Below are 23,010 nucleotides of genomic sequence, written 5' to 3' on the forward strand. Positions count from 1 at the left end.
CCGCCTTCTCCCGTCACGTTACTGCCGTCGCACTCGCCATCGGACGGTCCGTACGACGCCCAAGGCTCAGCGCCGCGAACGCGTCACCCTCACCCGCCAGTTGCCGTGTGCGTCGCGGCCGAGGACGTCGACGGTGACGCCGTCGGTCACGCAGTGGCCGCCGACGGGGTACGGGGCGTCGCTCAGGCTCGCCGTGACGTTGGGGTCGGTGGTGTAGCAGCCGCGGCCGTGCGGGGTGGCGTCGACGGCGCGGACCGGGCCGGTGCCGGAGGGGCGGTCGGTGGCGACGGTGGTGACCAGGACCCCGGGGCGGCAGACGGCGTGGTCGAGGGGGCCGCGGGTGCGGGCCTCCAGGGTGAGGGCGCGCCGGCGGGAGACGGGGACGACGATGAGCTTGGTGCCGCCGGGAGTGGCCGTAGGGGTGAGGGTGAAGGTGCGGCTGCCGGCCACGGTGACGCACTGCACCTGCCGTGGCGCGAGCCACCCCAGCTTCCACTTGTGCCAGGCGAGGAAGTCGTTCGAAGGCCCCCAGTCCTCGTCCATCGGGTCCCAGTGCCCGACGGGGGAGACGACGCGGTCGCCGTGCCCGGCGGCGTAGAGGTCGGGGAGGCCGAAGCTGTGGGCGTTCTCGTGGACCAGGACGCGGTACGGGCTGTCGCCCGTCTGCCGGCTCCATATGAACGAGATGTTCTTCAGGGCGGCGCCGTGGCGGGTCCGCAGACCCGTCGGAGCCCCCGCGAAGGTCACCGAACGGACGTCCTCGGTGGCCGGCGGGCCGGCGTCCGGGCTGGCCAGGACGTTGACCAGGTCGTAGCGGCGCAGGTCCACCGTGCCGTCGATGGCGGCGACGATCTCCTTGGCGAGCGCGTGGTAGCCGCTGTCGCTGCGGGTGTCGAACGGCGTGCCGCGCCGGATGCCGTACGCGGCGTACGGGCGCGACATGCGGATCCAGCGCAGCAGCGGCGTGGAGCGGTAGTCGAGGCGCCCGTACGAGCTGGCCCGGTAGTAGTCGGGGACGGCCGGGAAGAACTCGGCGTACCGCTTGCGCGGGCTGCCCTTGCCCGGGGCGTCGGGGAAGTCGATGAAGAGGGTGACCGCCCGTACGGTCCCCCGGGAGCGGGCGTAGCCGCGCGGGGTGCGGGCGCTCTCCGAGACCGAGCGGGTGCCCGAGCGCAGGGCGCAGGGACCGGACGGGGGACGGCCGGTGGGATCCGGTCCGGCGGCGGGTATCGCCGCCGGCTCGTGGGCGCCCGCCCGGCCCGCCACCGGTGCGGTGAGGGCGAACAGCGCGGCCGCCACCACGGGGATGGCCAGGGTTTTCATGCCGGTCACCTCCTGCCGGGTGACTAACACCTTGGGTCGTCGTACGTCCGTGCGCTTCCGGGGGTACGGCAAGCGGGGGACGCCGGTCGCTTCAAACGTGACGCACGCCACACCAGAGAATGCGGCGGAGGGGAAATATCCGGGGAGCTTCTCCCCGTTTAAGCTCTCGTCCCCGCGCAAACGGGGAAGCCTTCCCCGTTTGGTCCGGAGTCGGCTGACTCACCGGGAGAACCGGGAGAGTCCACAGGAGAGAGAGGAGACCCGTCGTGACCACACCCCAGCCGCGGCTGCGCGCCGATGCCCAGCGCAACAGGGAGCGCATCATCGCCGCCGCCCGCGAAGTGCTGGTCGAGCACGGGGCCGAATTCTCCTTCGACAAAATCGCTCGACGCGTCGGGGTCGGCAATGCGACGCTGTACCGTCACTTCGCGGACCGCCGCGAGCTGATCCACCATGTCACCCTCTCGGTGATGGACCGCATCGCGGACCGCGCCGAGACAGCACGAGCCGAGGAGCCCGATGCTTTCCGTGCGCTGAGGCGGTTCGTTCACGCCGCGGCAGACGAACGGGTGGGCGCGCTGTGCCCGTTGCTCGACTCCGATGTGGATCACGGTCATCCGGATCTCGTCGAGGCGCGTGACCGGCTCGACCGGAACCTCCGGGAGTTGATGGCCGCCGCCCGCGCAGCGGGGCAGTTGCGTTCCGACATCGACGTCGGTGACCTCATGGTGGCGCTCACCCAGCTGACCAGACCGCTGCCGGGCAAGGGCTGTCTGGACTTCGACCGGTTCGTCCACCGGCACCTCCAGCTGTTCCTGGACGGCCTGATGACCCCGGCCCGTTCCGAACTGCCCGGTTCGGCGGCGACTCTCGACGAACTGCGCCACAACCGGCGGTAGGTCCGGCCCCGTTGTCAGACCCACCTGCCATAGTCCGACCTGTACGTCCTTCGCACCGCCCGCCCTGACCTACCGTTCGACCCGCTCGACTCGACTCGACCTGCTCGACCCGTTCGACCGTTCGATCCGCTCGACCTGTTCGTCCCGTCCGACCCCACCGGTTCCCCTCCTCCCACCCCGACGGTCCGCGTCCTTCGCGCCACCCGCTTCACCCTTCTTCGCCGGCCGTGCGGGGCGTGCCGGCCGTGTCGTGCACGTCACGTCACATCCGCCCCCGGCACTCCGTCATTCCATCGGTTCTCGTTCACCTCTCGCACCACTAGGCAGGCCCTTCCATGCCCGACACCACCACCCCGGATCCCCGGCGCTGGAAAGCGCTGATCTTCATCGCCCTGGCCCAGCTGATGGTCGTCCTCGACGCGACCATCGTGAACATCGCGCTGCCGTCCGCCCAGGCCGACCTCGGCATCTCGGACGGCAACCGGCAGTGGGTCATCACCGCCTACGCCCTCGCGTTCGGCGGACTGCTCCTCTTCGGCGGCCGAATAGCCGACCTGTGGGGCCGTAAGCAGACCTTCGTCACCGGCCTCATCGGTTTCGCCCTCGCCTCCGCGCTCGGTGGTGTGGCCGTCAACACCGGCATGCTGCTGGCCTCCCGCGCCCTCCAGGGCGTCTTCGGCGCGCTGCTCGCGCCGTCGGCGCTGTCGCTGCTCGCCGTCAGCTTCACCGAGGCGAAGGAGCGCGCCAAGGCGTTCGGCATCTTCGGCGCTATCGCCGGTGGCGGCGGTGCCGTCGGTCTGCTGCTCGGCGGCGTGTTCACCGAATACCTCAACTGGCGCTGGACGTTCTTCGTGAACATCCCCTTCGCCGCCGTGGCCGCCGCCGGTGCCATCGCCGTCATCCACGAGCCCGAGGGCAGCCGCAACCCGTCGAAGCTCGACATCCCCGGCGTCATCCTGGCCACCCTCGGCCTGGTCTCGCTGGTGTACGGCTTCACCCGCGCCGAGTCCGACGGCTGGACCGCCGGTCTGACGCTCACCCTGTTCGCCGCCGCGGTGGTCCTGCTGGTGTCGTTCGTCGTCGTCGAGGGCAAGGTCAAGTCGCCGCTGCTGCCGCTGCGCGTCGTCGCGAACCGCAACCGCGGCGGCGTCTACGGCGCCCTCGGTCTGGCCTCGATCGGCATGTTCGGCCTGTTCCTCTTCTTGGTCTTCTACCTCCAGGGCATCAAGGGGTACAGCCCGATCACCAACGGTCTGGCCTTCCTCCCGATGATCGCCACAATGATCACCGGCTCGACGCAGATCGGCGCCCGGCTGATGACCCGGGTCCCGGCCCGCTGGCTGATGGGCCCCGGCTTCCTGACCGCCGCCCTCGGCATGGCGTGGCTGACGCGGATCGACACCGACACCTCGTACGTGACGGGCATCCTGCCGGGCCTGCTGCTGATGGGCATCGGCATGGGCACGGCGTTCATGCCGGCCATGAGCCTCGCCACGCACGGCGTCCAGGCCCGTGACGCCGGTGTCGCCTCCGCGATGGTCAACACCTCGCAGCAGGTCGGCGGCGCGATCGGCACCGCCCTGCTCAACACCCTGGCCAACAGCGCCAAGGACGACTACGTAGCGTCCCACCGGGCGGGTGCCACGACCAAGGAGGCCATCCAGGTGCTGGGCATCAAGGCGACGGTGCACAGCTTCCAGGTCGGCATCGCCTGGGCCACCGGCATCCTGACCCTGGCCGCCCTGGTGGCCGTGGTCTTCGTCAACGCCGGCCGTCCGAACGCCGCGGCCACGGCGGGCGCGAGCGACGCGGAAGGCGCCGTCGAGGACGCCGTCCCGGTGATGGCCCACTGAGGCCGTAGGTCCCACCGGGGGCCGCGCCGCCCGGCGGCCGCGGCCCCCGAGCGGGCGCGGGGCTGAACGAGGCCCGATGCGAAGCCCCCGCACGGAGCGATCCGTGCGGGGGCTTCGCCGTCCCCGGAAGACGCGCCGGCGTCCCGGCTCAGCGCAGCCAGGGCAGGTCCGCGCCGGCCGGCTGGAGGCCGCTGGCGATGGTCGCGCAGATCTCGCCCAGCTCGGTGACCTGCTCGGGCGTGAGCCGGTCGAAGATCGCGGCCCGTACCGCGGCGACATGGCCGGGCGCCGTCCTGCGCAGCACCTCGAACCCCTCGTCCGTGAGCACCGCCACCTGCCCGCGCCGGTCGGACGGGCAGTCCTCGCGCCGCATCCAGCCGTTCTTCTCCAGGCGCGCCACGGCGTGCGACAGCCGGGACCGGGTGATCTTGACCTGCTGGGCCAGTTCGGTCATCCGCATCCGGCGGCGGGGGGCCTCGGAGAGCTGGACGAGCAGCGCGTAGTAGATGTGCGGCATCCCCGCGTCACGCTGGAGCTGACGGTCGAGATGGTCCTCCAGGAGCGTGGTGGCGTGCAGGTACGCCTGCCAGGTCGCCTGCTCCTCGGCGGAGAGCCAGCGGGGCTCCGCCGGGTCCGTTGCGGGTTCTTTCCTCATGACATCCACTGTTCCACTCGTCGGCCGGCCGGCCGTTCGGCCCCTCGGGGATTCTTGAAGTCTAAATAAAGTCGTTCTAAAGTGATGCTGTAGAGCTTGAAAGTTCAAGCAAATCGACCGAGCGAGCTCAGGAGCGACCGTGCAGGACGACACCTCGGACCCCCGCCCCGCACCCGTCCCGGTCCCCGGACGGATGCCGGCCCTCTACCTCTCCCACGGCGCCCCGCCGCTCGCCGACGACGCGCTGTGGCCCGGCCAGCTCGCCGCCTGGTCGGCCGAGCTGCCACGGCCCCGCGCGATCCTCATGGTCTCGGCGCACTGGGAGGAGGCGCCGCTCGCGCTCGGCGCGACCCGGACCGTCCCGCTCGTCTACGACTTCTGGGGCTTCCCGGAGCACTACTACCGCGTGCGGTACGCCGCCCCGGGCGCCCCCGGCCTGGCGGAACGGGTCCGCTCCACGCTGCGCGGCGCCGGCCTGCCCGTCCAGGACATGCCGGAACGCGGGCTGGACCACGGCGCGTACGTGCCGCTGGTCGAGATGTACCCGGACGCCGACATTCCGGTGCTCCAGATGTCGATGCCCTCGCTCGACCCGGTGCGCCTCATGGAGATCGGACGCCGGCTCGCCCCCCTGCGCGACGAGGGCGTGCTGATCATCGGCAGCGGCTTCTTCACCCACAACCTGGCCGCCCTGCGGCACCAGGGCGGCACCCCCGCCTGGTCCGCCGAGTTCGACCACTGGGGACGGGAGGCGCTGGAGGCACAGGACGTCGACGCCCTGCTGGACTTCACGCACACGTCGCCCGCCGCGCACCTGGCGCATCCGCGCACGGAGCACTTCGCGCCGCTCTTCGTCACGTTGGGTGCGGCCGAGGGGCAACTCGGCAGCCAGCGCAGTGTGATCGACGGGTTCTGGCTGGGACTGGCCAAGCGGTCGGTGCAGTTCGGCTGACGGCCCTCCGGTGGCCGCGAGGCGCGCCCTCACGCGCCCGGCGGCGTGATCAGCTCGACGGCGCGGACCGTGGCGGCCAGCGCCCCCGGCGCCGCCTCCGGGGCGGCCACGACGACGTCCAGCGCCGTGTCCGTGAACTTGATCGTGTGCTCGTCGCCGTGCTCCGCCGCCCGGGCGAACGCCTCGTCGGCCGTGGGGGGCGTCCCGGTGACCGGCTCCAGCGGCCCCGGCGCGGGGTACGCGGCCGTCACCGACGCGCTCGTCTCCCAGGCCGCGAGGAAACTGGGCACCCAGAGCTCGCGGGGGAGCGCGGGGAGGGTGCGCAGGACGGCGTTGGGCGCGGTCGCCGCGTGGACGAGCATCACCGGCGAACCGTGGGCCCGCTCGCCGTAGCGCAGCACCGTCTCCCGGACCAGCTCCGCCAGCATCCCGGGCACCTCGTCGGGACCGGTGGGCGGGCGCACCGCGTTCGCGGCGGAGGGCCAGCCGGGGGTCTCCGGCAGCCGCGCGAAGCGGCGGCGGATGCCGGGTGGCGGGTCCGCGATGCCCGGCACACCCGCCAGCGCGGCCCCGATGCCGGCCGTCCCCGACGGCGTCACCGGCGCGGCGAGCGGCTGGTGGCGGGCGGCCCAGTAGCCGAGCGCGTGCCCCAGCTCGGCCAGCCGCGGCGCGGTCTCACCGCCGCCACCGTCGCCGTCCTCGGCGCCGTCCAGGAGCGCGCGGACGGCGTGACCGGTGCGGATGACGGGATGCGTCGAACCGCCCGTGATGCCGGGCAGCAGCCGCGGCCACCACTCGACGAGCACCTCCCGCCACGGCCGTTCGGCCAGGACGCGGGTGAAGTGGTCGATCCAGTCCCCGAGCCGGGCGGGGTCGCCGAGCGCCGCGCGCCACGACGCGTCGTCCGCCCCGTCGATCCGGACGCCGGTGCGGCCCGGCATGTCCTCCAGCTTGTGCCGGTACCCGTCGAGCCAGCGGTGGACGAGCGGCGCGTGCCCGTGCCGGACCAGCGCCTCGACGGTCATGGGGGCGTGGTTGGTGAGCCAGCCCTCGAACTCCGGGCCCTTGGCGTGGAGTCGTTCGAGGGCCTCGTCGAATGTTCCGGTGGTGTCGGTCATGACGCCACGCTAAGCCTCTCCCGTCACACGGGAAACGGTCTGCGGACGTACACCTCCGGACTTCGGCCGCCCTCGCAAGCCGTCCGAATGAGCCCTGCTGGAGCGGGAGTTGATGTACTACCGGCGGACGTGGCGCTCGTTCCAGTGGAACAGGTTGTACGACGCCAGCCCGACCAGGACGGCGAAGCCGAGCCCGATGCCGAGCGAGCGCAGCCAGGACCCGCCGGCCACGCTGTGCAGGAAGCCGAGGGTGATGCCGGTGAGCGCGCCGTACGCCGCCGCGCGCACCTCGGTGATCATCGCGTTGCGGTCGCGCACCAGCAGGTAGCCGACGCCGGTCGCGACCGCCGCGGTGACCAGGCCCAGCAGCCAGCCGCCCAGCTCGGAGAAGCCGTTCTCGTGCGCGAGGAACACGGTGTACAGGAAGAGGACGAACCCCAGGCCGACGGGGACGGCCCAGACGGGACGGCTCCGGTCGGGGACCGGACCCGCCCGCGTCCCGCGCACCGGGAGACGGGCGCCCCTGGGCACCGGACCGGGGCCCTCCGGGGTGTGGTGGGAAGGCAGGATCGCGTGCGCCGGCATGGCAGGGCTCCTCTCGTCCGTCCGGGGAACCGGTCGCGTCCGTCCGGGGGAACCGGCCCCTGAGAACCAGCGCACACCCGCGCCCGCGCGGCGGCAAGTGGATCAGTGAGACGATGCGTTCCTCTGCGTCTGCTCGCCCGCGCGATCGGGCCCGAGGGCGCCCGCACTCTGTCACGTCCCCGCCTCGCGCGGCCGCGCAACCGTCTGGCGGCGCAGGCCGTCCTTCGAGGTGGGGGAGGCGCCCCGAGGTACCGGGGCGGCGTTCTTCCGAGGCCGCGGGGAAGGCGTCAAGGGTGACGGCCGTCTCAGCGGGCGCGAGGGGCGCGGTGCGGGCGAGGGTCCCACCGGTCGTCCTCCGGCCGTTCGCACCCGCCCTGACCAGGACGTCCGTTGGCCCGTCCGGCATGCGTGCCCGCGTGTGGCGGGACAGGGTACTGCATGATCGTAAAAAAGAAGACGCCTCCTGGGAATTCTGTCCGGTTTCCAGTCGTTCTTTCCTTCGGACGGGTTCGCTGAGTGCGAGCCCCCCACCATCCCGCGACCGTCTCATCGCAAGGGAGTACGCATGGCAACCCGTGCCGTCGCCCGTCGTCAGCCCGCAGCCAAGGGCGCCGACGAGGCAAGCAGTGTTCGCGCCTCGAGCGGGGAGATCGCCGATCGCGACCTGGTCGGCATGTACCTGGACGAGATCGCGCGGACGCCCCTGCTCGACGCCGCGAAGGAGGTCGAGCTGTCGCAGGCCATCGAGGCGGGCGTGTACGCCCGGCAGATCCTGGACGGCCTGGAGTCCGGCGAGGCGGGGGGCGCCTCGCGCGAGGAGCTGGAGGCGATAGCCGACGAGGGCGCCCGCGCCAAGGACGTCTTCATCAAGTCGAACCTGCGGCTCGTGGTCGCCGTGGCCCGCCGGTACCCGCGCAGCGGGCTGCCGCTGCTCGACCTGATCCAGGAGGGCAACGCCGGCCTGGTCCGCGCGGTGGAGAAGTTCGACTACACCAAGGGATTCAAGTTCTCCACGTACGCGACGTGGTGGATTCGCCAGGCGATCACCCGCTCGATCGCCGACCAGTCGCGCACCATCCGGCTCCCCGTCCACCTCGTCGAGGAGCTGGGCCGCATCCGCCGGGTGCAGCGCGAGTTCAACCGGGAGAACGGCCGCGACCCCGAGCACGCCGAGATCGCCGCGGAGCTGGGCACCACGCCCGAGCGCGTCGGCGATGTCCTGGACTGGGCCCGGGACCCGGTCAGCCTGAACATGTCGGTGGACGACGAGGGCGAGACCCAGTTCGGCGACCTGCTGGAGGACACCTCCGCCGTTTCGCCGGAGCAGTCGGTCATCGCGCTGCTGCGCAGCGAGGAACTGGAGACCCTCATCGGCCGGCTCGACCACCGGACCGCGTCGATCATCAAGGCGCGCTACGGGATCGAGGACGGGCGGGAGCGCACGCTGACCGAGGTCGGCAAGCAGCATGGGCTCACCCGGGAGCGGATCCGGCAGATCGAGAAGCACGCGCTTCTGGAGCTGAAGAAGATGGCTCACGACACCGGGTTCGACGCGGCGGCCTAAAAGGGCATATCCTTATAGATCGGACCCCGGCGCCTCCCCCCCCTGCGCCGGGGTCCTTCTCTTTCCCCGGGCCCCGGGCCCCGGCTCCCGGCCCCCGTTACTCCCCGGCCGGGCCGCCCGCCGCCCGCGTGATCCGCTCCCCGAGCAGCCGTGTGCACGCGATCAGCTTCTCCGGCTCGTGCACCTCGAACTCGCAGCCGAGCATCGCCAGGTGGATGGCCACCCACTCGACGGAGTCGGCGCACTCCGTGTCCAGCCGGCAGGTCCCGTCGTCGACCGGCTGGGGCGCTCCCATCCAGTGCGGCAGCCGGCCCGCCACGGCCGACACGGGCGCGTGCAGCGTCACGACCATCCGCAGCTCCGGCTGCCGCCGGGTCGTGGGGCCGCTGACGAACTCCGCCGCGTTCTCCGCCGGCAGTTCGCGCGGCTCGAAGCGCGCGCCCGTCGGGAAGGGGTCGCTGACCCGGTCCACCCGGAAGGTGCGCCAGTCCTCGCGGTCGTTGTCGTAGGCGACCAGGTACCAGCGGCGGCCGGTGCTCACCAGCCGGTTCGGCTCCACCAGCCGCTTGGTCTCCACACCCTCGGCGGTGCGGTACGAGAACCGCAGCCGCTCGTTGCCGGTCGTGGCGGCGGCCATGACGGTGAGCGTCCGCGGGTCGACCGTCGCGCCGTCGCCCCAGGTGAGCGGCACGGTGGCGGCCTGGAGGGCGGTCACCCGGTGGCGGAGCCGGGACGGCAGCACCTGTTCGAGCTTGGCGAGCGCCCGTACGGACGCCTCCTCGATGCCCTCGACGGCGTGCCCGGCCCCGGCCCGCAGGCCCACCGCGATGGCCACCGCCTCCTCGTCGTCCAGGACCAGCGGCGGCATCGCCGCCCCGGCGGCCAGCCGGTACCCACCGACGGCTCCCATCGTTGCCTGTACGGGGTAGCCGAGGTCGCGCAGCCGCTCGATGTCCCGACGGATCGTCCGCGGGCTCACACCGAGCCGCTCGGCGAGTTCGCTGCCCGGCCATTCGCGTGGGGTCTGCAGAAGGGAGAGCAGATTCAGAAGCCGTACGGGTGTGTCGGTCATAACGCCAGCGTGGCAGGCATCTAGGACACAGCTTGACCTAGACGGGTCCTAGCGTGGGACACCCCGGAAGACGAAGTGGAAGGCAATACCCCGTGAGCTCCCCGAGCACCGATCCGAGCACTGATCCGAGCGCCGGTCCGGACACTGGTCCAAGCACTGGTCCAAGTGCTGGTACGCCCCTCGACCGCCGCCGCTGGATCGCGCTGGCCGTCGTGCTGACCGCGTCCTTCATGGACCTCGTCGACGTGACGATCGTCAACATCGCGATGCCCAGCATCAGCCACGACCTCGGCGCCTCGTTCAGCGTCCTCCAGTGGATCACCGAGGGCTACGCCCTCGCCTTCGCCGCCGGCCTGATCACCGGCGGCCGGCTCGGGGACATATACGGGCGCCGGCGGGTCTTCCTGCTCGGCATGGGCGGCTTCACCCTCGCCTCGATGCTCTGCGGTCTCGCCGGCGATCCGCACCTGCTCGTCGCCGCCCGCGTCCTCCAGGGCGGCACCGCCGCGCTGATGGTGCCCCAGGTGCTGGCGATCGTGCACTCCACCTTCCCGGCGCACGAGCGCGGCAAGGTCTTCGGCATGTTCGGCGCCATCGTCGGACTGGGCGCCGTCTCCGGCCCGATCCTGGGCGCGCTGCTCACCGAGTGGAACATCCTCGGCCTGGAGTGGCGGCCGATCTTCCTGGTCAACCTGCCCGTCGGCATCGCCGGGCTGATCCTCGGCCGCCGGTTCATCGCCGAGTCCAAGGCCGAGAACGCGCTCAGGCTCGACCTCGTCGGCGTCGCCCTCGCGACCGGTGGCATCGTCATGTTCCTCTACCCGCTCACCCAGGGCCGGGAGCTGGGCTGGCCGCTCTGGGGCTTCCTGCTGATGGGCGGCAGCGCCGTGGTGCTGGCCCTGTTCGTCGTCTACGAGCGCCACAAGAAGCGGAAGGACGGCTCGCCGCTGGTCGAGCTCTCCCTGTTCACCGTGAAGAGCTTCGCCGCCGGCATCGGCGTCCAGCTGGCCTTCGGCATCCTCTCCGGCATCTACTTCCTCTGCTGGACGCTCTACATGCAGCTCGGCCTGGGCTGGAGCGCGCTGCGGTCCGGCCTGACCGGCATCCCGTTCTCCATCGCCGTGTCGATCACGGCCGGCATGTCCGTCCAGAAGCTCGTCCCGCGCTTCGGCCGCAAGGTCCTCCAGGCGGGCGCGCTGGTCATGGCCGCCGGTGTGCTGCTCTACATCTGGGAGACCGGCCACTATGGCGCCGACATCACCTCCTGGCAGATGGCCCTGCCGCTGACGGTCATGGGCGCGGGCATGGGCTTCGTCGTCGCCCCGCTCACCGACGCCGTCCTCTCCGAGGTGCCCCGCGAGCACGCGGGCTCCGCGTCCGGCCTGATAAACACCACGCAGCAGCTGGGCAACGCGATCGGCCTGGGCCTCGTGTCGGTGGTCTTCTTCGGGGTCCTGGACGAGGACGCGGTCGCGAAGGGCCGGGGCGCCACGGCCTTCGGCGACGCGTACGGCAACGCCCTCTGGTGGGTCGCCGGCCTGCTCGTCCTCGTCTTCCTGCTCGTCTTCGCCCTCCCGCGCCGCTCCCGCACCGAGGTCCCGGTGGCGGACGCGGTGCCCGCGGAGAAGGGCGAGCCGATAGCCGCGTGACGACCTCGGGGACGGGGACGCACGTCGGCCCCCGCCGGGCCGCCACCGTGACGGTGGTCCGGGCGGGGGCCGACGCGTTCTCCGTGGCCCTGTGGTCCCGTGGTCCTGTTGTGGTCCCGTGGTCCCGTGGGTCATCCCCGGTCGAGACGCCTCACGAGCCGCTCCCGCACCGAGGGCCACTCCTCCCGCAGCATCGAGAAGTAGACGCTGTCCCGCCAGCTCCCGTCCGGCCGCTGCCGGTGCCGCCGGAGCGTCCCCTCGTGCACGGCCCCGAGCCGCCGTACCGCCGCCTGGGACCGCTCGTTCCGGTGGTCGATCTTCCAGAAGACGCGGCCCATGCCGAGCTCCTCGTAAGCGTGCGTGAGCAGCAGGAGCTTGCTCTCGGTGTTGACGGCGGTGCGCCAGTATTCCCGCCCGTACCAGGTCCCGCCGATCTCCACCTCCTCGTGCTCGGTGCTCGCCCCGAAGTAGCAGGTGATGCCGGCGGTCCGGCCGGTCGCGAGGTGGACGACGGCGAACGGGACGCAGGCGGGGTCGGCGAGCCGGCCCTTGACGATGGTGTGGAGCTCGTCCTCCGTGTGCGGGGTGAGGCTGAACGTCCAGCGCCAGACCTCGTCGTCGCCGCCGACCGCGCGGAACAGGTCGGGTACGTGCGTGTGGTCGAGGGGTTCCAGGCGGACGTGCCGGCCGGTCAGGGCGGTGGTGCGGGTGGGCAGCTTCGCGATCATGGCTCAGGAACGTAGGCGCATTTCGCACTAGGGGCAAGGGAGTTACGCACTAGTACGTAAGGTCGTGCCCGTTTCTGTCCGGCCGACTTCCGTAAGTGTTTACTTCGTGCCCGCAGCGCCCGTATTCTGCCGCTGATCCCACACAAGCGGGCGTAGAACGGAAGCGATCCCACATGTACGGACCGGAACGCCAGCAGGAGATCCTGCGGCTCGCGCGCGAGGGCGGGCGGGTGGACGTGCTGTCGCTGGCGGAGACGTTCCAGGTCACAGCGGAGACCGTGCGCCGCGACCTCAAGGTGCTGGACCGGGCCGGGCTGCTGCGGCGCGTGCACGGCGGCGCGATCCCTGTCGGCCGGCTGGACTTCGAACCGGACCTCGCGGAACGCGAGGCCACGGCGGCGGACGAGAAGGACGCCATCGCCAGGGCGGCCCTGGCCGAGCTGCCCGCCGGCGGCAGCGTGATCCTGGACGCCGGGACCACGGTGGCCCGCCTCGCCGCCCTCTTCCCGCTGGACGTCGGCCCCGGCGCCGAGCTGACGGTCGTCACGCACGCGCTGCCCGTCGCCGCCCGGCTGGCGGACCACCCGGGCATCGCCCTGCACCTGGTCGGAGGCCGGGTGCGGCACCGCACCCGGGCGGCCGTCGACGCCTGGGCGCTGCGCGCGTACGGCGAGGTCGCGGCGGACGTCGCCTTCGTCGCCACCAACGGCTTCTCGGCGGACGGCGGACTGACCACCCCGGACCTCGCCGAGGCGGCGGTGAAGCGGGCGACGATCGCCGCCGCCCGGCGCGTCGTCCTGCTCGCGGACTCCGGCAAGTTCGGACAGCGGCATTTCGCCCGCTTCGGCGACCTCTCCGACGTCGACCTGCTGATCACCGACACCGGGCTGAGCCCCGAGGACGCCCGCGCGATCGAACGCCGCGGCCCGGCGGTGATCCGCGCGTGATCCTCACCGTCACCCCCAACCCCAGCCTCGACCGCACCTACGAGGTCCCCGCGCTGCGGCGCGGCGCCGTCCTCCGCGCGGCGGCCGACCGCGTCGACCCGGGCGGCAAGGGCGTCAACGTCTCGCGCGCGGTCGCGGCGGCCGGCCACGCCACCACGGCCGTGCTGCCGCTCGGCGGCGCGGAGGGCGCCCTGCTGGAACGCCTCCTCCGTGAACAGGGCATCGACGTCGCGGGGGTCCCCGTCTCCGGCGCGACGCGGGTCAACGTGGCCGTCGCCGAACCCGACGGCACGCTCACCAAGGTCAACGCCGCCGGCCCCGAACTGACGGCCGCCGAGGCCGAGGCGCTGCTGGACAGCGTGGGGGAACGGTCGGCGGGCGCCGGCTGGATCGCCTGCTGCGGCAGCCTGCCGCGCGGACTCGCGCCCGAGTGGTACGGGCGGCTGGTGGCCCGCGCCCACGCCGCCGGGGCCAGGATCGCGCTCGACACCTCGGGGCCGGCCCTCACCGCCGCCCTGCGCGAACGCCCCGACGTCGTCAAACCCAACACCGAGGAACTCGCCCAGGCCGTCGGCCGCCCCCTGACGACCGTCGGGGACGCGGCCCGGGCGGCGGAGGAACTGCGCGGCCTCGGCGCGCGGACCGTCCTCGCCAGCCTTGGCGCGGACGGCCAGCTCCTCGTCGACGGCTCCGGAACGCACTACGGAACGGCCCCGGTGACGCGCGTCCGCAGCAACGTCGGCGCGGGCGACGCCTCCCTGGCGGGCTTCCTCGCCGCCGGCGGCGAGAGCCCGGCCGCCCTCGCGGCGGCCCTGGCCCACGGCGCGGCGGCCGTCCGGCTGCCCGGCAGCGCGATGCCGGCCCCGGGCGACCTCGAACCGTCCACCGTGACGGTCACCCGGGACGTCCCGGGCGACCGCGCCCTGACCGAACCGGCGTCCGGCGTCTGACGCCGGCGGTCACCGGTTCCCCCACCTCCCAACCCCCCACCCGGCAGCCGGCAAGGCGCTACCGCGAGCAAGGGAGCCCGCGATGAGCAATGCGACGAGTGACGCGACGAGTGATGCGACGAGTGACGCGACGAGCGATGCGACGAGCGAACTGATCACGGCGGGCCTGGTCGACCTGGACCTGGCCGCCGGCACCAAGGAGGCGGCCGCCCGGTCGCTCGCCGTCCGCATGCGGGACCTGGGCCGCGTCACGGACCTGGAGGGCTTCCTGGCCGACGTGGCGGCGCGCGAGGCCCAGATGCCGACCGGCCTGGACGGCGGCATCGGCATCCCCCACTGCCGCAGTGCCCACGTCACCGCGCCGACGCTCGCCTTCGGCCGCTCCGCCACCCGCGTCGACTTCGGCGCCCCCGACGGCCCGGCCGACCTGATCTTCCTGATCGCCGCCCCGGCCGGGGCGGACAGCGATCACCTCACGATCCTCTCGGGCCTCGCGCGGCGGCTGATGAACGAGGAGTTCACGGGGGCGCTGCGCACGGTGGAGGACGCGGGGGAGGCCGCGGCACTGATCCGGGGCGACGAACCCGCACCCGCCGCCGAACCCGAGCCCGAGGCCGAGCCGGAATCGGCACCGGAACCCGAACCCAAACCGGAAGCTGAACCGGAACCCGAACCGGCACCGGAACCTGAACCGAAACCCGAACCGGCACCCGAGCGCCCGTTCCGCATCATCGCCGTCACCTCCTGCCCCACCGGTATCGCGCACACGTACATGGCCGCCGAGGCCCTGGAACGCGCCGCGCGGGACGCCGGTGTGGAGATATCCGTGGAGACGCAGGGGTCGGCGGGGTTCACCCGGCTCGACCCGGCCGTGATCGCGGCGGCGGACGGCGTGATCCTCGCCCATGACGTCGAGGTCCGCGACCGGGACCGCTTCGCGGGCAAGCCGGTCGTGGACGTCGGCGTCAAGGCGGGCGTGAACCGCGCCGCCGAACTCGTGGCGGAGGTACGGGAGAAGGCCGCCCGCGGGGACGTCCGCGCACCCCGGCCCGCCGTGCCCATGGACACCGGCGCCGAGGGCGGCGACGGCTTCGGGACGCGGCTCCGCACGTGGCTGATGACGGGCGTGAGTTACATGGTGCCCTTCGTCGCGGCGGGCGGCCTGCTGATCGCCTTGGGTTTCGCCATCGGCGGCTACGAGGTGAACAAGGCCCCGTCGGTGGCCGAGCACTTCGTCTGGACCGAGTCCGCGAGCTGGGCCGCGCTCCTCTTCCAGACCGGAGGCGTCGCGTTCGGCTTCCTGGTGGCGGTCCTGGCCGGCTTCATCGCGTACGGGGTGGCCGACCGCCCGGGGCTCGTCCCCGGTTTCGTCGGCGGAGCCATCGCGGTGACGGTCAGCGCCGGCTTCCTGGGCGGACTGATCGCCGGTCTCCTCGCTGGCGGGGTGGTGATGGCCGTCCAGCGGGCGCGGGTGCCGGCCGTGCTGCGCGGGATCATGCCGGTGGTCGTCATCCCGCTGGTGTCCTCGGCGGTCGTAGGCTTCCTGATGTTCCTGGTGGTGGGCAAGCCGCTCGCCGCGCTCCAGTCCGCGCTGACGGACTGGCTGAGCGGGCTGAACGGCACCAACGCCGTGCTCCTCGGCGCGCTGCTCGGCCTGATGATGTGCTTCGACCTCGGCGGCCCGCTCAACAAGGTGGCCTATGCCTTTGCCGTCGGCGGCCTCGCCGACCCCAACGACGGCAGCCTCAAGGTGATGGCCGCCGTCATGGCCGCCGGCATGGTGCCCCCGCTCGCCCTGGCCCTCGCGACGACCGTGCGCGGCCGGCTCTTCACCCCGGCCGAACGGGAGAACGGCAAGGCCGCCTGGGTGCTCGGCGCCTCCTTCATCACCGAGGGCGCCATCCCGTTCGCGGCGGCGGACCCGCTGCGTGTCATCCCATCGGCGATGGCCGGTGGCGCCGTCACCGGTGCCCTCTCCATGGCCTTCGACTGCACCCTCCGCGCGCCCCACGGCGGTGCCTTCGTCGTCCCGCTGATCGGCGCCCCCTTCCTCTACCTCCTCGCCATCGCCGCCGGCACGGCGCTGAGCGCCGGCCTGGTCGTCCTGCTGAAGAGCACGACGGCCCGCGACGTCGCGCACTAGCCCCCGTACAGCTCCCGGTACGAGGGGAACACCCCGCCCGGGCCGTCCACGCTCTCGGCCGCGAGGGCGGCCTTGGCCACGGCCCGGGTCAGGGCATCCGCGCCGGCGGCGAGGATCTCGTTGAACGCCATAAGGGCGGTGAGGGCGGAGACATCGGCGGAGGCCGTGTCGTGGGCGGCGGGCAGGGGGCGGGCGCCCGTCGCCAAGGTGAAGACCGTGTCGCCGTCGGTGAGGAGGTGGACCGGGCGGACCGCGCGGGCCAGCCCGTCGTGGGCCGTACCGGCGAGCTTCTGCGCCTGGGCGCGGGTGAGGGCGGCGTCGGTGGCGACGACGGCGAGCGTCGTGTTCAGCGGCTGCCGGACCGAGCCCGCCGTCCGCCGGGCCGTCTCCTCCCGGGCGGCGGCCAGGGCACGCTGGGCCGCCGCGTGGCGCGCGGGATCGGGGTAGCCGACCCGCTCGCCGGCGTACAGCCGCCCGTACAGCACCCCCGTCGCCGGATCGGCCGCCGAGCCCGCCGCGTTGACGGCCGCGAGCGCCGCGACGGTGACGCCCGAGGGGAGGACGACGCTCGCCGTGCCGATGCCTCCCTTCATGCCCCCGACGACGGCGCCCCTGCCCGCCCCCACGTTGCCCTGCACCACCGGCGTACCGGGGACCGTCCCCGCCGCCGCCTCGATCGCCGCCCGGCCGAGGGCCGCGTCGGGGCGGGCCCGCCAGGCGCCGCCGCGGCCGAGGTCGAAGAGGGCGGCGGCGGGGACGACGGGCACGACCTGGGCCGGGTCGGGGCCGACGGGTACGCCCCGGCCCGCCTCCTCCAGCCAGGCCACCGCGCCGGACGCGGCGTCCAGCCCGAAGGCGCTGCCGCCGGTGAGGACGACGGCGTCCACCCGCTGGACGAGGTTCCGGGGATCGAGCGCGTCCGTCTCCCGGGTGCCGGGGCCGCCGCCGCGGACGTCGACGGCCGCGACCGCGCCGCCCGGCTCGGTGAGCACCACCGTCGTTCCGGTGAGGGCACCCGGGCCGGCCAGTTCGGCGTGCCCGACCCGGAGCCCGGGTACGTCGGTGAGCGCGTCCAGCGGTCCGGTCCGTACGGCGGCGTTCCGTGTGCTGTCGGTGTCGGTCATGGGCCTTGCGTACCACGGCCGCCCCGGACGGGACCCGCCTTTCGCCGGCCTCTTCCCCGTCGTCTCATCCTGCTGCGCGGCTCGCCTCCCCGTCCCCGCCCCCTCGCCCATGCTCCTCCTCCAGCGCGGTCCCGCCCCGCGCCGTCAGGGTGACGCCCACGGTGACGGTGGCGGTGGCCACCGCCCCGGCCAGCAGGACGGCCCAGCGTCCCGCGAAGGTGCAGGCCAGGACCAGCAGCGCCGAGACGGGGAGCACCGCCTGCTGTATCAGGCCGCGTTTCTGGTGCCGGGAGTGGATCAGCCACACCGTGAACATGAAGAGCGCCACGGCGAGGGTGACCGTCCCGGAGGCCGCGAACGTGGAGACGTGGGCCTTGCCGGTGGCCTCCTCGATCGCCACCTCGATGCCGGCGCCGATCGCCGCGACCGAGCCGAAGACGAGGTAGTGCCCGTAACCCCAGAGGAACGCCTGGCGGTTGGAGATCAGGTGCAGGTGGATGGGGACGGCGAAGTAGATCCAGTAGGCGGCGAAGATGATCAAGAGTCCGCCCGCGGCGATGGGCAACAGGGTGCCCAGCGCCTGGTGTTCGTCGACGGCGGACTGGACGGCCACGGTGGCGGCCGACACGGTCTCACCGAGCACGATGATGGTGAACAGCCCGTAGCGTTCCGCGATGTGGTGCGGGTGCCAGCCGGTCTGGTGGTCGTGCTCGGCCCAGACCGGGACGGCCATCTCGCATATCGCCATGCCCAGGAACAGCCAGGGCTTCGCGCCGTCGGGCAGGAACAGCAGCCCCAGCCAGCCGACTTGGCAGGCGGACACCCCCGCCGCGTAGCGCAGGGCGGTCCGGCGCTCGCGGCCGGCCGTGGAGAGGCCGGCGCGCAGCCACTGCGCCACCATGGCCAGCCGCATCACCAGGTAGCCGGACCAGATCACCCGGAAGTCGCCGGAGTCGAAGGCGCGCGGGATCCCCGCCGCGAACACCAGCACGCCCGCGATCTGGACCAGCGTCATGCCGCGGAACAGCACGTCGTCCGTGTCGTAGGCGGAGGCGAACCAGGTGAAGTTCATCCAGGCCCACCAGATGGCGAAGAACATCATCAGGTAGCCCTGGACGCCGTGGCCCACGTGCGCCTCGGCCAGCGCGTGCACCAGCTGCCCGCCCGCCTGGGCCACCGCGACCACGAAGCAGAGGTCGAAGAACAGCTCCAGCGGGGTGGCGACGCGGTGCTCCTCGTCCCGGCCCCGGGTGGTCATCCGGCGCAGTACGCCCGAGCCCGCCGCGAGCCGCCGACGCGGCCTATCGCTCATGCGGCGATTGTCACCGCTCGCGACGGGGGCCGCGACCGGGGCCGCCCGTACCCTGGTGTCATGAGCAGCACCGCCCCCGAACCCAAGCCCGCGTCCCTGATCTTCGACGATCCGCTGGACCGGCAGTCGACGGACGACACCGACCGCGGCTGGGGCGAGCGCCCCACGAGCGGGGACTCCGCCGCCGACCTCGCCCGTTTCCTGGACGAGAAGCCGCCGCACCACATCTGACCGCGGCGGCCGCGCCGTGGGGGAGGCCCGGTGTCCTGCCGCTGACCGGTGTCCTACCGCTGCGCCGGTACGGAGTCCGAGCCGGGGCCGCGCCGCTGCTCGACGAGGGTGTCCCGGATCTGCGCGAGCAGCTCGATCTCGGTCGGCTCGGCCGGGCCGTTGTCCTCCGGGCGGCGGGCCGCCTGGCGCTCCTGCCAGCGCTTCATCGGCAGCAGCATCAGGAAGTAGACCACCGCGGCGGTGATCAGGAAGGTGAGCGAGGCGCTGAGCACCGAGCCCCACTGGATGTAGACGCCCTGGGTCACCTCGCCCGAGGCCTTCCTGACGCACGGGCCCTTGAGGCAGGACGCGTAGCGGTCCAGATCCGTGGTGCCGAACGCGCCGACGATGGGGTTGATCACGCCCTTGACGACCGAGTTCACGATGTTGGTGAACGCCGCGCCGATGACAACGGCGACCGCCAGGTCGATCACGTTGCCCCGCATCAGGAACGCCTTGAAGCCTCCAAGGATCCCTGTCTTCTTCTCGCTCACCGAACGGCCCTTCTCTGTGCGTCTCTGTACCGGAATGGTGGGTTCCATAACATACGAGACGGTCCGGCTGGTCTGTCCAATCCGCCGCCCCGATCAGCGGCGTCAGCGCAGGCCGCCGTACGCGAGCAGTGCCCAGCACAGGATCACCACCCCGGCCGTGAGCAGGGCCCGCCCGGCAGTCTTCCCCCGCGTCCGCCGTCCCACCCGCACCGGAGCGAAGTGCGGCACCTCACAGGCGGGCGGCGGCGCCCACGACGGCCTGGGCCGGGCACTTCGCGGAACGGGCGGGGAGGGCGAGGACAGGGAGATGTGGGAGGAGACGGGGGAGGGAGAGTACGAGGGAGAAGGCATGGCAAACACCGCCTAGCGTGGGGGGAGTTCCGACCACCGACGCCCTCTACGATCCCGAATTTCCGCAAGTCCCGCTGGGGCCTGTGGACAAAAGACGAGGCTGTGGAAAACCTCGGTCTCCGCACGGCGGAGGTCCCCCACCCCGAAGCCCGTCAGGGCAGCGTGATCCCCAGCTCCCACCCGTCGTGCACGCGCACGCACAGGCAGTCCCGCTCCGCGGTCACCGGCAGCCCCCCGACCACGTCGAAGAGTACGCCGCGCAGCCGCTCCACGTTCTCCGCGAAGACCCGCAGCACCTCCTCGTGCGTCACGCCGTCGCCCGTCTCGGCCCCGGCGTCCAGGTCCGTGACCAGCGCCATCGATGTGTAGCAGAGGCCCAGCTCACGGGCGAGCGCGGCCTCCGGGTGGCCGGTCATGCCGACGACCGACCAGCCCTGCGCCGCGTGCCAGCGCGACTCGGCCCGGGTGGAGAACCGCGGCCCCTCGACCACGACCATGGTCCCGCCGTCCACCGGCTCCCAGTCCCGGCCGCGCGCCGCCGCGAGCGCCGCCGCGCGTCCGGTGGGGCAGTAGGGGTCGGCGAAGGCGAGGTGGACGACCTCGGGGACGGTGCCGTCGGGGAGCGGCTCCCCGTCGAAGTAGGTCTGCGTCCGGGACTTCGTCCGGTCCACGAGCTGGTCGGGCACCAGCAGGGTGCCGGGCCCGTACTCGGGCCGCAGCCCGCCCACCGCGCAGGGGCCCAGCACCTGGCGGGCGCCCACGGAGCGCAGGGCCCACAGGTTGGCCCGGTAGTTGATGCGGTGCGGCGGCAGGTGGTGGTCCCGTCCGTGCCGGGGGAGGAAGGCGACCCGGCGGCCCGCGACCTCGCCGAGGAACAGCGAGTCGCTCGGCGGCCCGTAGGGCGTCTCGACGGTGATCTCGGTCACGTCGTCGAGGAAGGAGTAGAACCCCGAACCCCCGATGACCCCTATCTCCGCCCGCATCCCGCCTGTCTCGCCCGTCTCGGGCATGCTCATGTTGACCATGGCGTCACCCTAGCCGCGCACCCCGCGCGCGCACCGGGCCTGGCGGACCACGACACGGAGCCCGCCGCCCCTCTGCGGGGGGCGACGGGCTCCGTGTGAGCTGTCCGGTTGAGTGAGTGCCTCAGGCGGCGGACGACGTCGTGGCCGTGGAACCGCTGCCCGACGAGGACGAGCCGCTCGTCGACGACGTGGACGAGGCGGTCGAAGACGAGGACGCCTTCGAGGACGACGACGCCGGCGTGCTGCTGGACGACGAGCCGCGGCTGTCGTTCCGGTAGAAGCCGGAGCCCTTGAACACGATGCCGACGGCCGAGAACACCTTCTTCAGGCGTCCGTCGCAGCTGGGGCACACGGTCAACGCGTCGTCGGTGAACTTCTGCACCGCCTCAAGGCCCTCGCCGCACTCGGTGCACTGGTACTGGTAAGTCGGCACTTCTCCTCCTGGCACTCTCACTCAATGAGTGCTAACGATGCTCCATAGTGCAGTATTCCGGCGCGTCAGTCCACCGAGACGGGCTCGCGGTGACCGACCCCACGCCCGACGATCCGCGACGCGGAGGCCTCCGGGGCGAGCCGTTTGCGCAGCACCAGCAGCACCACCAGTGCCAGCGCGGTGCCGCACAGCGGGACCAGGAAGCCGGTGCTGGCGCTGTGCTTGTCCACCAGGCGGCCGGCCACCGTGGAGCCGGCGGCCTGGCCCAGGCCCACGGCGCCGGTCAGCCAGGTGAACGCCTCCGTCCGGGTGCGCGCCGGGACCAGCGACTCGACCAGCGTGTAGCCGGTGATCAGCGACGGGGCGATGCACAGGCCGACGACCAGGCCGAGCCCGCCCAGCAGCGGCACCGCGTGTACCGCCCACAGGGGCGTGGTGGCCAGGGCCAGCAGCGGGTACGCGGCGAGCAGCCGGCGCTGCGGGGAGCTGCGCCAGACGACGGTGCCGCAGATGATGCCCGCGATCATGTTCCCGGCCGCGAACGCGCCGTAGAGCAGACCGTTGATGCCCGGCTCGCCGATCTCCTTGGTGAAGGCGGTCAGCGACATCTGCATGCCGCCGAAGACCGAGCCGATGCCCAGGAAGACGAAGATCAGCACCCGGACGCCCGGCACCGACAGGGCGGAGGAGCCCTTCTGCCGGCTGCCCGCCGCGGTGCGGTCGGGCTTCGGCTGGGTGCGGCGCTGGGTGGCGAACAGGGCACCGCCGACGACCGTGAGGACCGCCTCGGCGATCAGACCGGCCGACGGGTGGACGCTGGTGCAGAGCGCGGTGGCCAGCACCGGGCCGATCACGAACGTGAACTCGTCCGTCACGGACTCGAAGGCCGCCGAGGTCGCCATCAGCGGCGAGCCCTCCAGCTTGGCCGCCCAGCGGGCCCGCACCATCGGACCGATCTGCGGGGTGGACGCACCGGCGGGCACGGCCGCCGCGTACAGCGCCCACAGCGGCGCGTGGGACAGCGCCAGCGTGATGAGCAGCGAGATCGCCGCCGCGTGCACCACGATGCCGGGGAGCAGCACCGCGGCCTGCCCGAAGCGGTCCGCGAGCTTGCCGCCCTGCGGGGCGAACAGCGCCATCGAGACGCCGGCCGTCGCCGAGACGGCACCGGCCGTGGTGTACGAGCCGGTGGTGTTCTGGACGAGCAGCAGGATCCCGATGGTCAGCATCGCGAACGGCTGCCGGGCCAGGAAGCCGGGGAGCAGGAACGTCCAGGCGCCGCGCGTGCGCAGCAGCCGGCCGTACCCGGGACGGGCCCCGGCGGAGTCATTGACCGTGGTCTCCACGGCCCTTGCCTTTCCGCCGCCTGGTAGCACGCCCCGTACGGGGGAAAGCCGTCACGGAGCGCGCCGAGAGCTGTCCTCTCGCGCAGGACCGTGGTAGATGCCGATCCGGCCGCCTCGTGAATCGCGGCCACGGCCGCCGTGCGGTCGCGCCAGCTCTGCATCAGGCAGAGATGGTTCGGTGTGTTCAGTAGTGATACGTACGGAAAAGAGCAGGTCC

21 protein-coding genes are annotated in these 23,010 nt (G+C 72.8%); 9 read left to right on the forward strand and 12 right to left on the reverse strand.

The genetic code is table 11. From position 1 onward, the window contains the following. Window positions 1-66: 66 nt before the first annotated feature. The gene (locus K7I03_RS19250; protein ID WP_185942591.1) at window positions 67-1,323 is read right to left on the reverse strand and encodes a M6 family metalloprotease domain-containing protein; all 1,257 of its coding nucleotides are present in this window, start codon (window positions 1,321-1,323) and stop codon (window positions 67-69) included. A gap of 266 nt (window positions 1,324-1,589) precedes the next feature. Between K7I03_RS19250 and K7I03_RS19255 the strand changes: the two genes are divergently transcribed. Further along, window positions 1,590-2,222 (forward strand): TetR/AcrR family transcriptional regulator, encoded by a 633-nt coding sequence (locus tag K7I03_RS19255; protein WP_185942592.1) that lies wholly within the window; start codon window positions 1,590-1,592, stop codon window positions 2,220-2,222. 335 nt (window positions 2,223-2,557) lie between these two features. After that, window positions 2,558-4,075, forward strand: a complete 1,518-nt coding sequence (locus tag K7I03_RS19260) for an MFS transporter (protein WP_185942593.1) — start codon at window positions 2,558-2,560, stop codon at window positions 4,073-4,075. Window positions 4,076-4,223: 148 nt separating this feature from the next. Here K7I03_RS19260 and K7I03_RS19265 read toward each other — a convergent pair whose 3' ends face one another. Then, complete coding sequence (locus K7I03_RS19265; RefSeq protein WP_185942594.1) at window positions 4,224-4,730, reverse strand: MarR family winged helix-turn-helix transcriptional regulator; 507 nt, start codon at window positions 4,728-4,730, stop codon at window positions 4,224-4,226. 193 nt (window positions 4,731-4,923) lie between these two features. Here K7I03_RS19265 and K7I03_RS19270 point away from each other — a divergent pair, with 193 nt between their 5' ends. Beyond that, window positions 4,924-5,682 carry a dioxygenase family protein gene (locus tag K7I03_RS19270; protein ID WP_185942712.1) on the forward strand — a complete coding sequence of 253 codons (759 nt, stop codon included), beginning with the start codon at window positions 4,924-4,926 and terminating at the stop codon, window positions 5,680-5,682. A gap of 29 nt (window positions 5,683-5,711) precedes the next feature. Here the strand turns inward: K7I03_RS19270 and K7I03_RS19275 are convergent, their stop codons facing one another. Together K7I03_RS19275 and K7I03_RS19280 are read right to left on the reverse strand one after the other, a co-directional pair. Further along, on the reverse strand, window positions 5,712-6,800 hold the full coding sequence (locus tag K7I03_RS19275) for a questin oxidase family protein (RefSeq protein WP_185942595.1): 1,089 nt from the start codon (window positions 6,798-6,800) through the stop codon (window positions 5,712-5,714). A gap of 117 nt (window positions 6,801-6,917) precedes the next feature. Next, window positions 6,918-7,385 (reverse strand): hypothetical protein, encoded by a 468-nt coding sequence (locus K7I03_RS19280; protein ID WP_185942596.1) that lies wholly within the window; start codon window positions 7,383-7,385, stop codon window positions 6,918-6,920. A gap of 565 nt (window positions 7,386-7,950) precedes the next feature. Here K7I03_RS19280 and K7I03_RS19285 point away from each other — a divergent pair. Next, window positions 7,951-8,949 (forward strand): sigma-70 family RNA polymerase sigma factor, encoded by a 999-nt coding sequence (locus tag K7I03_RS19285; RefSeq protein ID WP_152266315.1) that lies wholly within the window; start codon window positions 7,951-7,953, stop codon window positions 8,947-8,949. Window positions 8,950-9,046: 97 nt separating this feature from the next. Here K7I03_RS19285 and K7I03_RS19290 read toward each other — a convergent pair whose 3' ends face one another. Further along, window positions 9,047-10,021, reverse strand: coding sequence for a helix-turn-helix transcriptional regulator (locus K7I03_RS19290; protein WP_185942597.1), 975 nt, complete (start codon window positions 10,019-10,021; stop codon window positions 9,047-9,049). Window positions 10,022-10,113: 92 nt separating this feature from the next. On the opposite strand from K7I03_RS19290, the gene K7I03_RS19295 reads away from it, so the two are divergent. Then, a complete protein-coding gene (locus K7I03_RS19295) occupies window positions 10,114-11,670 on the forward strand; it encodes an MFS transporter (RefSeq protein ID WP_185942598.1) in 1,557 nt (518 codons plus the stop codon). A gap of 131 nt (window positions 11,671-11,801) precedes the next feature. On the opposite strand, the gene K7I03_RS19300 is transcribed toward K7I03_RS19295, so the two are convergent. After that, complete coding sequence (locus K7I03_RS19300; RefSeq protein WP_185942599.1) at window positions 11,802-12,398, reverse strand: GNAT family N-acetyltransferase; 597 nt, start codon at window positions 12,396-12,398, stop codon at window positions 11,802-11,804. 173 nt (window positions 12,399-12,571) lie between these two features. Between K7I03_RS19300 and K7I03_RS19305 the strand changes: the two genes are divergently transcribed. From K7I03_RS19305 to K7I03_RS19315, 3 genes are all read left to right on the forward strand, one after another. Continuing rightward, a complete protein-coding gene (locus K7I03_RS19305) occupies window positions 12,572-13,345 on the forward strand; it encodes a DeoR/GlpR family DNA-binding transcription regulator (protein WP_185942600.1) in 774 nt (257 codons plus the stop codon). Further along, window positions 13,342-14,295: a 1-phosphofructokinase gene (gene pfkB / locus K7I03_RS19310; RefSeq protein ID WP_185942601.1), complete on the forward strand. Its 954-nt coding sequence runs from the start codon at window positions 13,342-13,344 to the stop codon at window positions 14,293-14,295. Before K7I03_RS19305 ends, pfkB begins: the two co-directional genes overlap by 4 nt. An 82-nt stretch (window positions 14,296-14,377) precedes the next feature. Continuing rightward, on the forward strand, window positions 14,378-16,438 hold the full coding sequence (locus K7I03_RS19315) for a PTS fructose transporter subunit IIABC (RefSeq protein ID WP_224347120.1): 2,061 nt from the start codon (window positions 14,378-14,380) through the stop codon (window positions 16,436-16,438). On the opposite strand, the gene K7I03_RS19320 is transcribed toward K7I03_RS19315, so the two are convergent. Together K7I03_RS19320 and K7I03_RS19325 are read right to left on the reverse strand one after the other, a co-directional pair. Continuing rightward, a complete protein-coding gene (locus tag K7I03_RS19320; RefSeq protein WP_185942602.1) occupies window positions 16,435-17,562 on the reverse strand; it encodes a P1 family peptidase in 1,128 nt (375 codons plus the stop codon). The two genes, K7I03_RS19315 and K7I03_RS19320, sit on opposite strands and share 4 nt — an antisense overlap. Window positions 17,563-17,626: 64 nt before the next feature. After that, window positions 17,627-18,874, reverse strand: a complete 1,248-nt coding sequence (locus K7I03_RS19325) for a low temperature requirement protein A (RefSeq protein WP_185942603.1) — start codon at window positions 18,872-18,874, stop codon at window positions 17,627-17,629. 60 nt (window positions 18,875-18,934) lie between these two features. On the opposite strand from K7I03_RS19325, the gene K7I03_RS19330 reads away from it, so the two are divergent. Then, the gene (locus K7I03_RS19330) at window positions 18,935-19,105 is read left to right on the forward strand and encodes a hypothetical protein (protein ID WP_185942604.1); all 171 of its coding nucleotides are present in this window, start codon (window positions 18,935-18,937) and stop codon (window positions 19,103-19,105) included. A 53-nt stretch (window positions 19,106-19,158) separates the two neighbouring features. On the opposite strand, the gene mscL is transcribed toward K7I03_RS19330, so the two are convergent. The 4 genes from mscL to K7I03_RS19350 all read right to left on the reverse strand — a co-directional run bounded on the left by mscL (window position 19,159) and on the right by K7I03_RS19350 (window position 22,793). After that, on the reverse strand, window positions 19,159-19,638 hold the full coding sequence (gene mscL / locus K7I03_RS19335; RefSeq protein ID WP_185942605.1) for a large conductance mechanosensitive channel protein MscL: 480 nt from the start codon (window positions 19,636-19,638) through the stop codon (window positions 19,159-19,161). 503 nt (window positions 19,639-20,141) lie between these two features. Next, window positions 20,142-21,014 carry an S-methyl-5'-thioadenosine phosphorylase gene (locus K7I03_RS19340; protein WP_185942606.1) on the reverse strand — a complete coding sequence of 291 codons (873 nt, stop codon included), beginning with the start codon at window positions 21,012-21,014 and terminating at the stop codon, window positions 20,142-20,144. A gap of 121 nt (window positions 21,015-21,135) precedes the next feature. After that, window positions 21,136-21,447: an FmdB family zinc ribbon protein gene (locus K7I03_RS19345; protein ID WP_185942607.1), complete on the reverse strand. Its 312-nt coding sequence runs from the start codon at window positions 21,445-21,447 to the stop codon at window positions 21,136-21,138. A gap of 65 nt (window positions 21,448-21,512) precedes the next feature. Continuing rightward, window positions 21,513-22,793: an MFS transporter gene (locus K7I03_RS19350; protein ID WP_185942608.1), complete on the reverse strand. Its 1,281-nt coding sequence runs from the start codon at window positions 22,791-22,793 to the stop codon at window positions 21,513-21,515. Between the last annotated feature and the right edge of the window lie 217 nt (window positions 22,794-23,010).

The organism is Streptomyces mobaraensis (genome assembly GCF_020099395.1).
Taxonomy (GTDB): domain Bacteria; phylum Actinomycetota; class Actinomycetes; order Streptomycetales; family Streptomycetaceae; genus Streptomyces.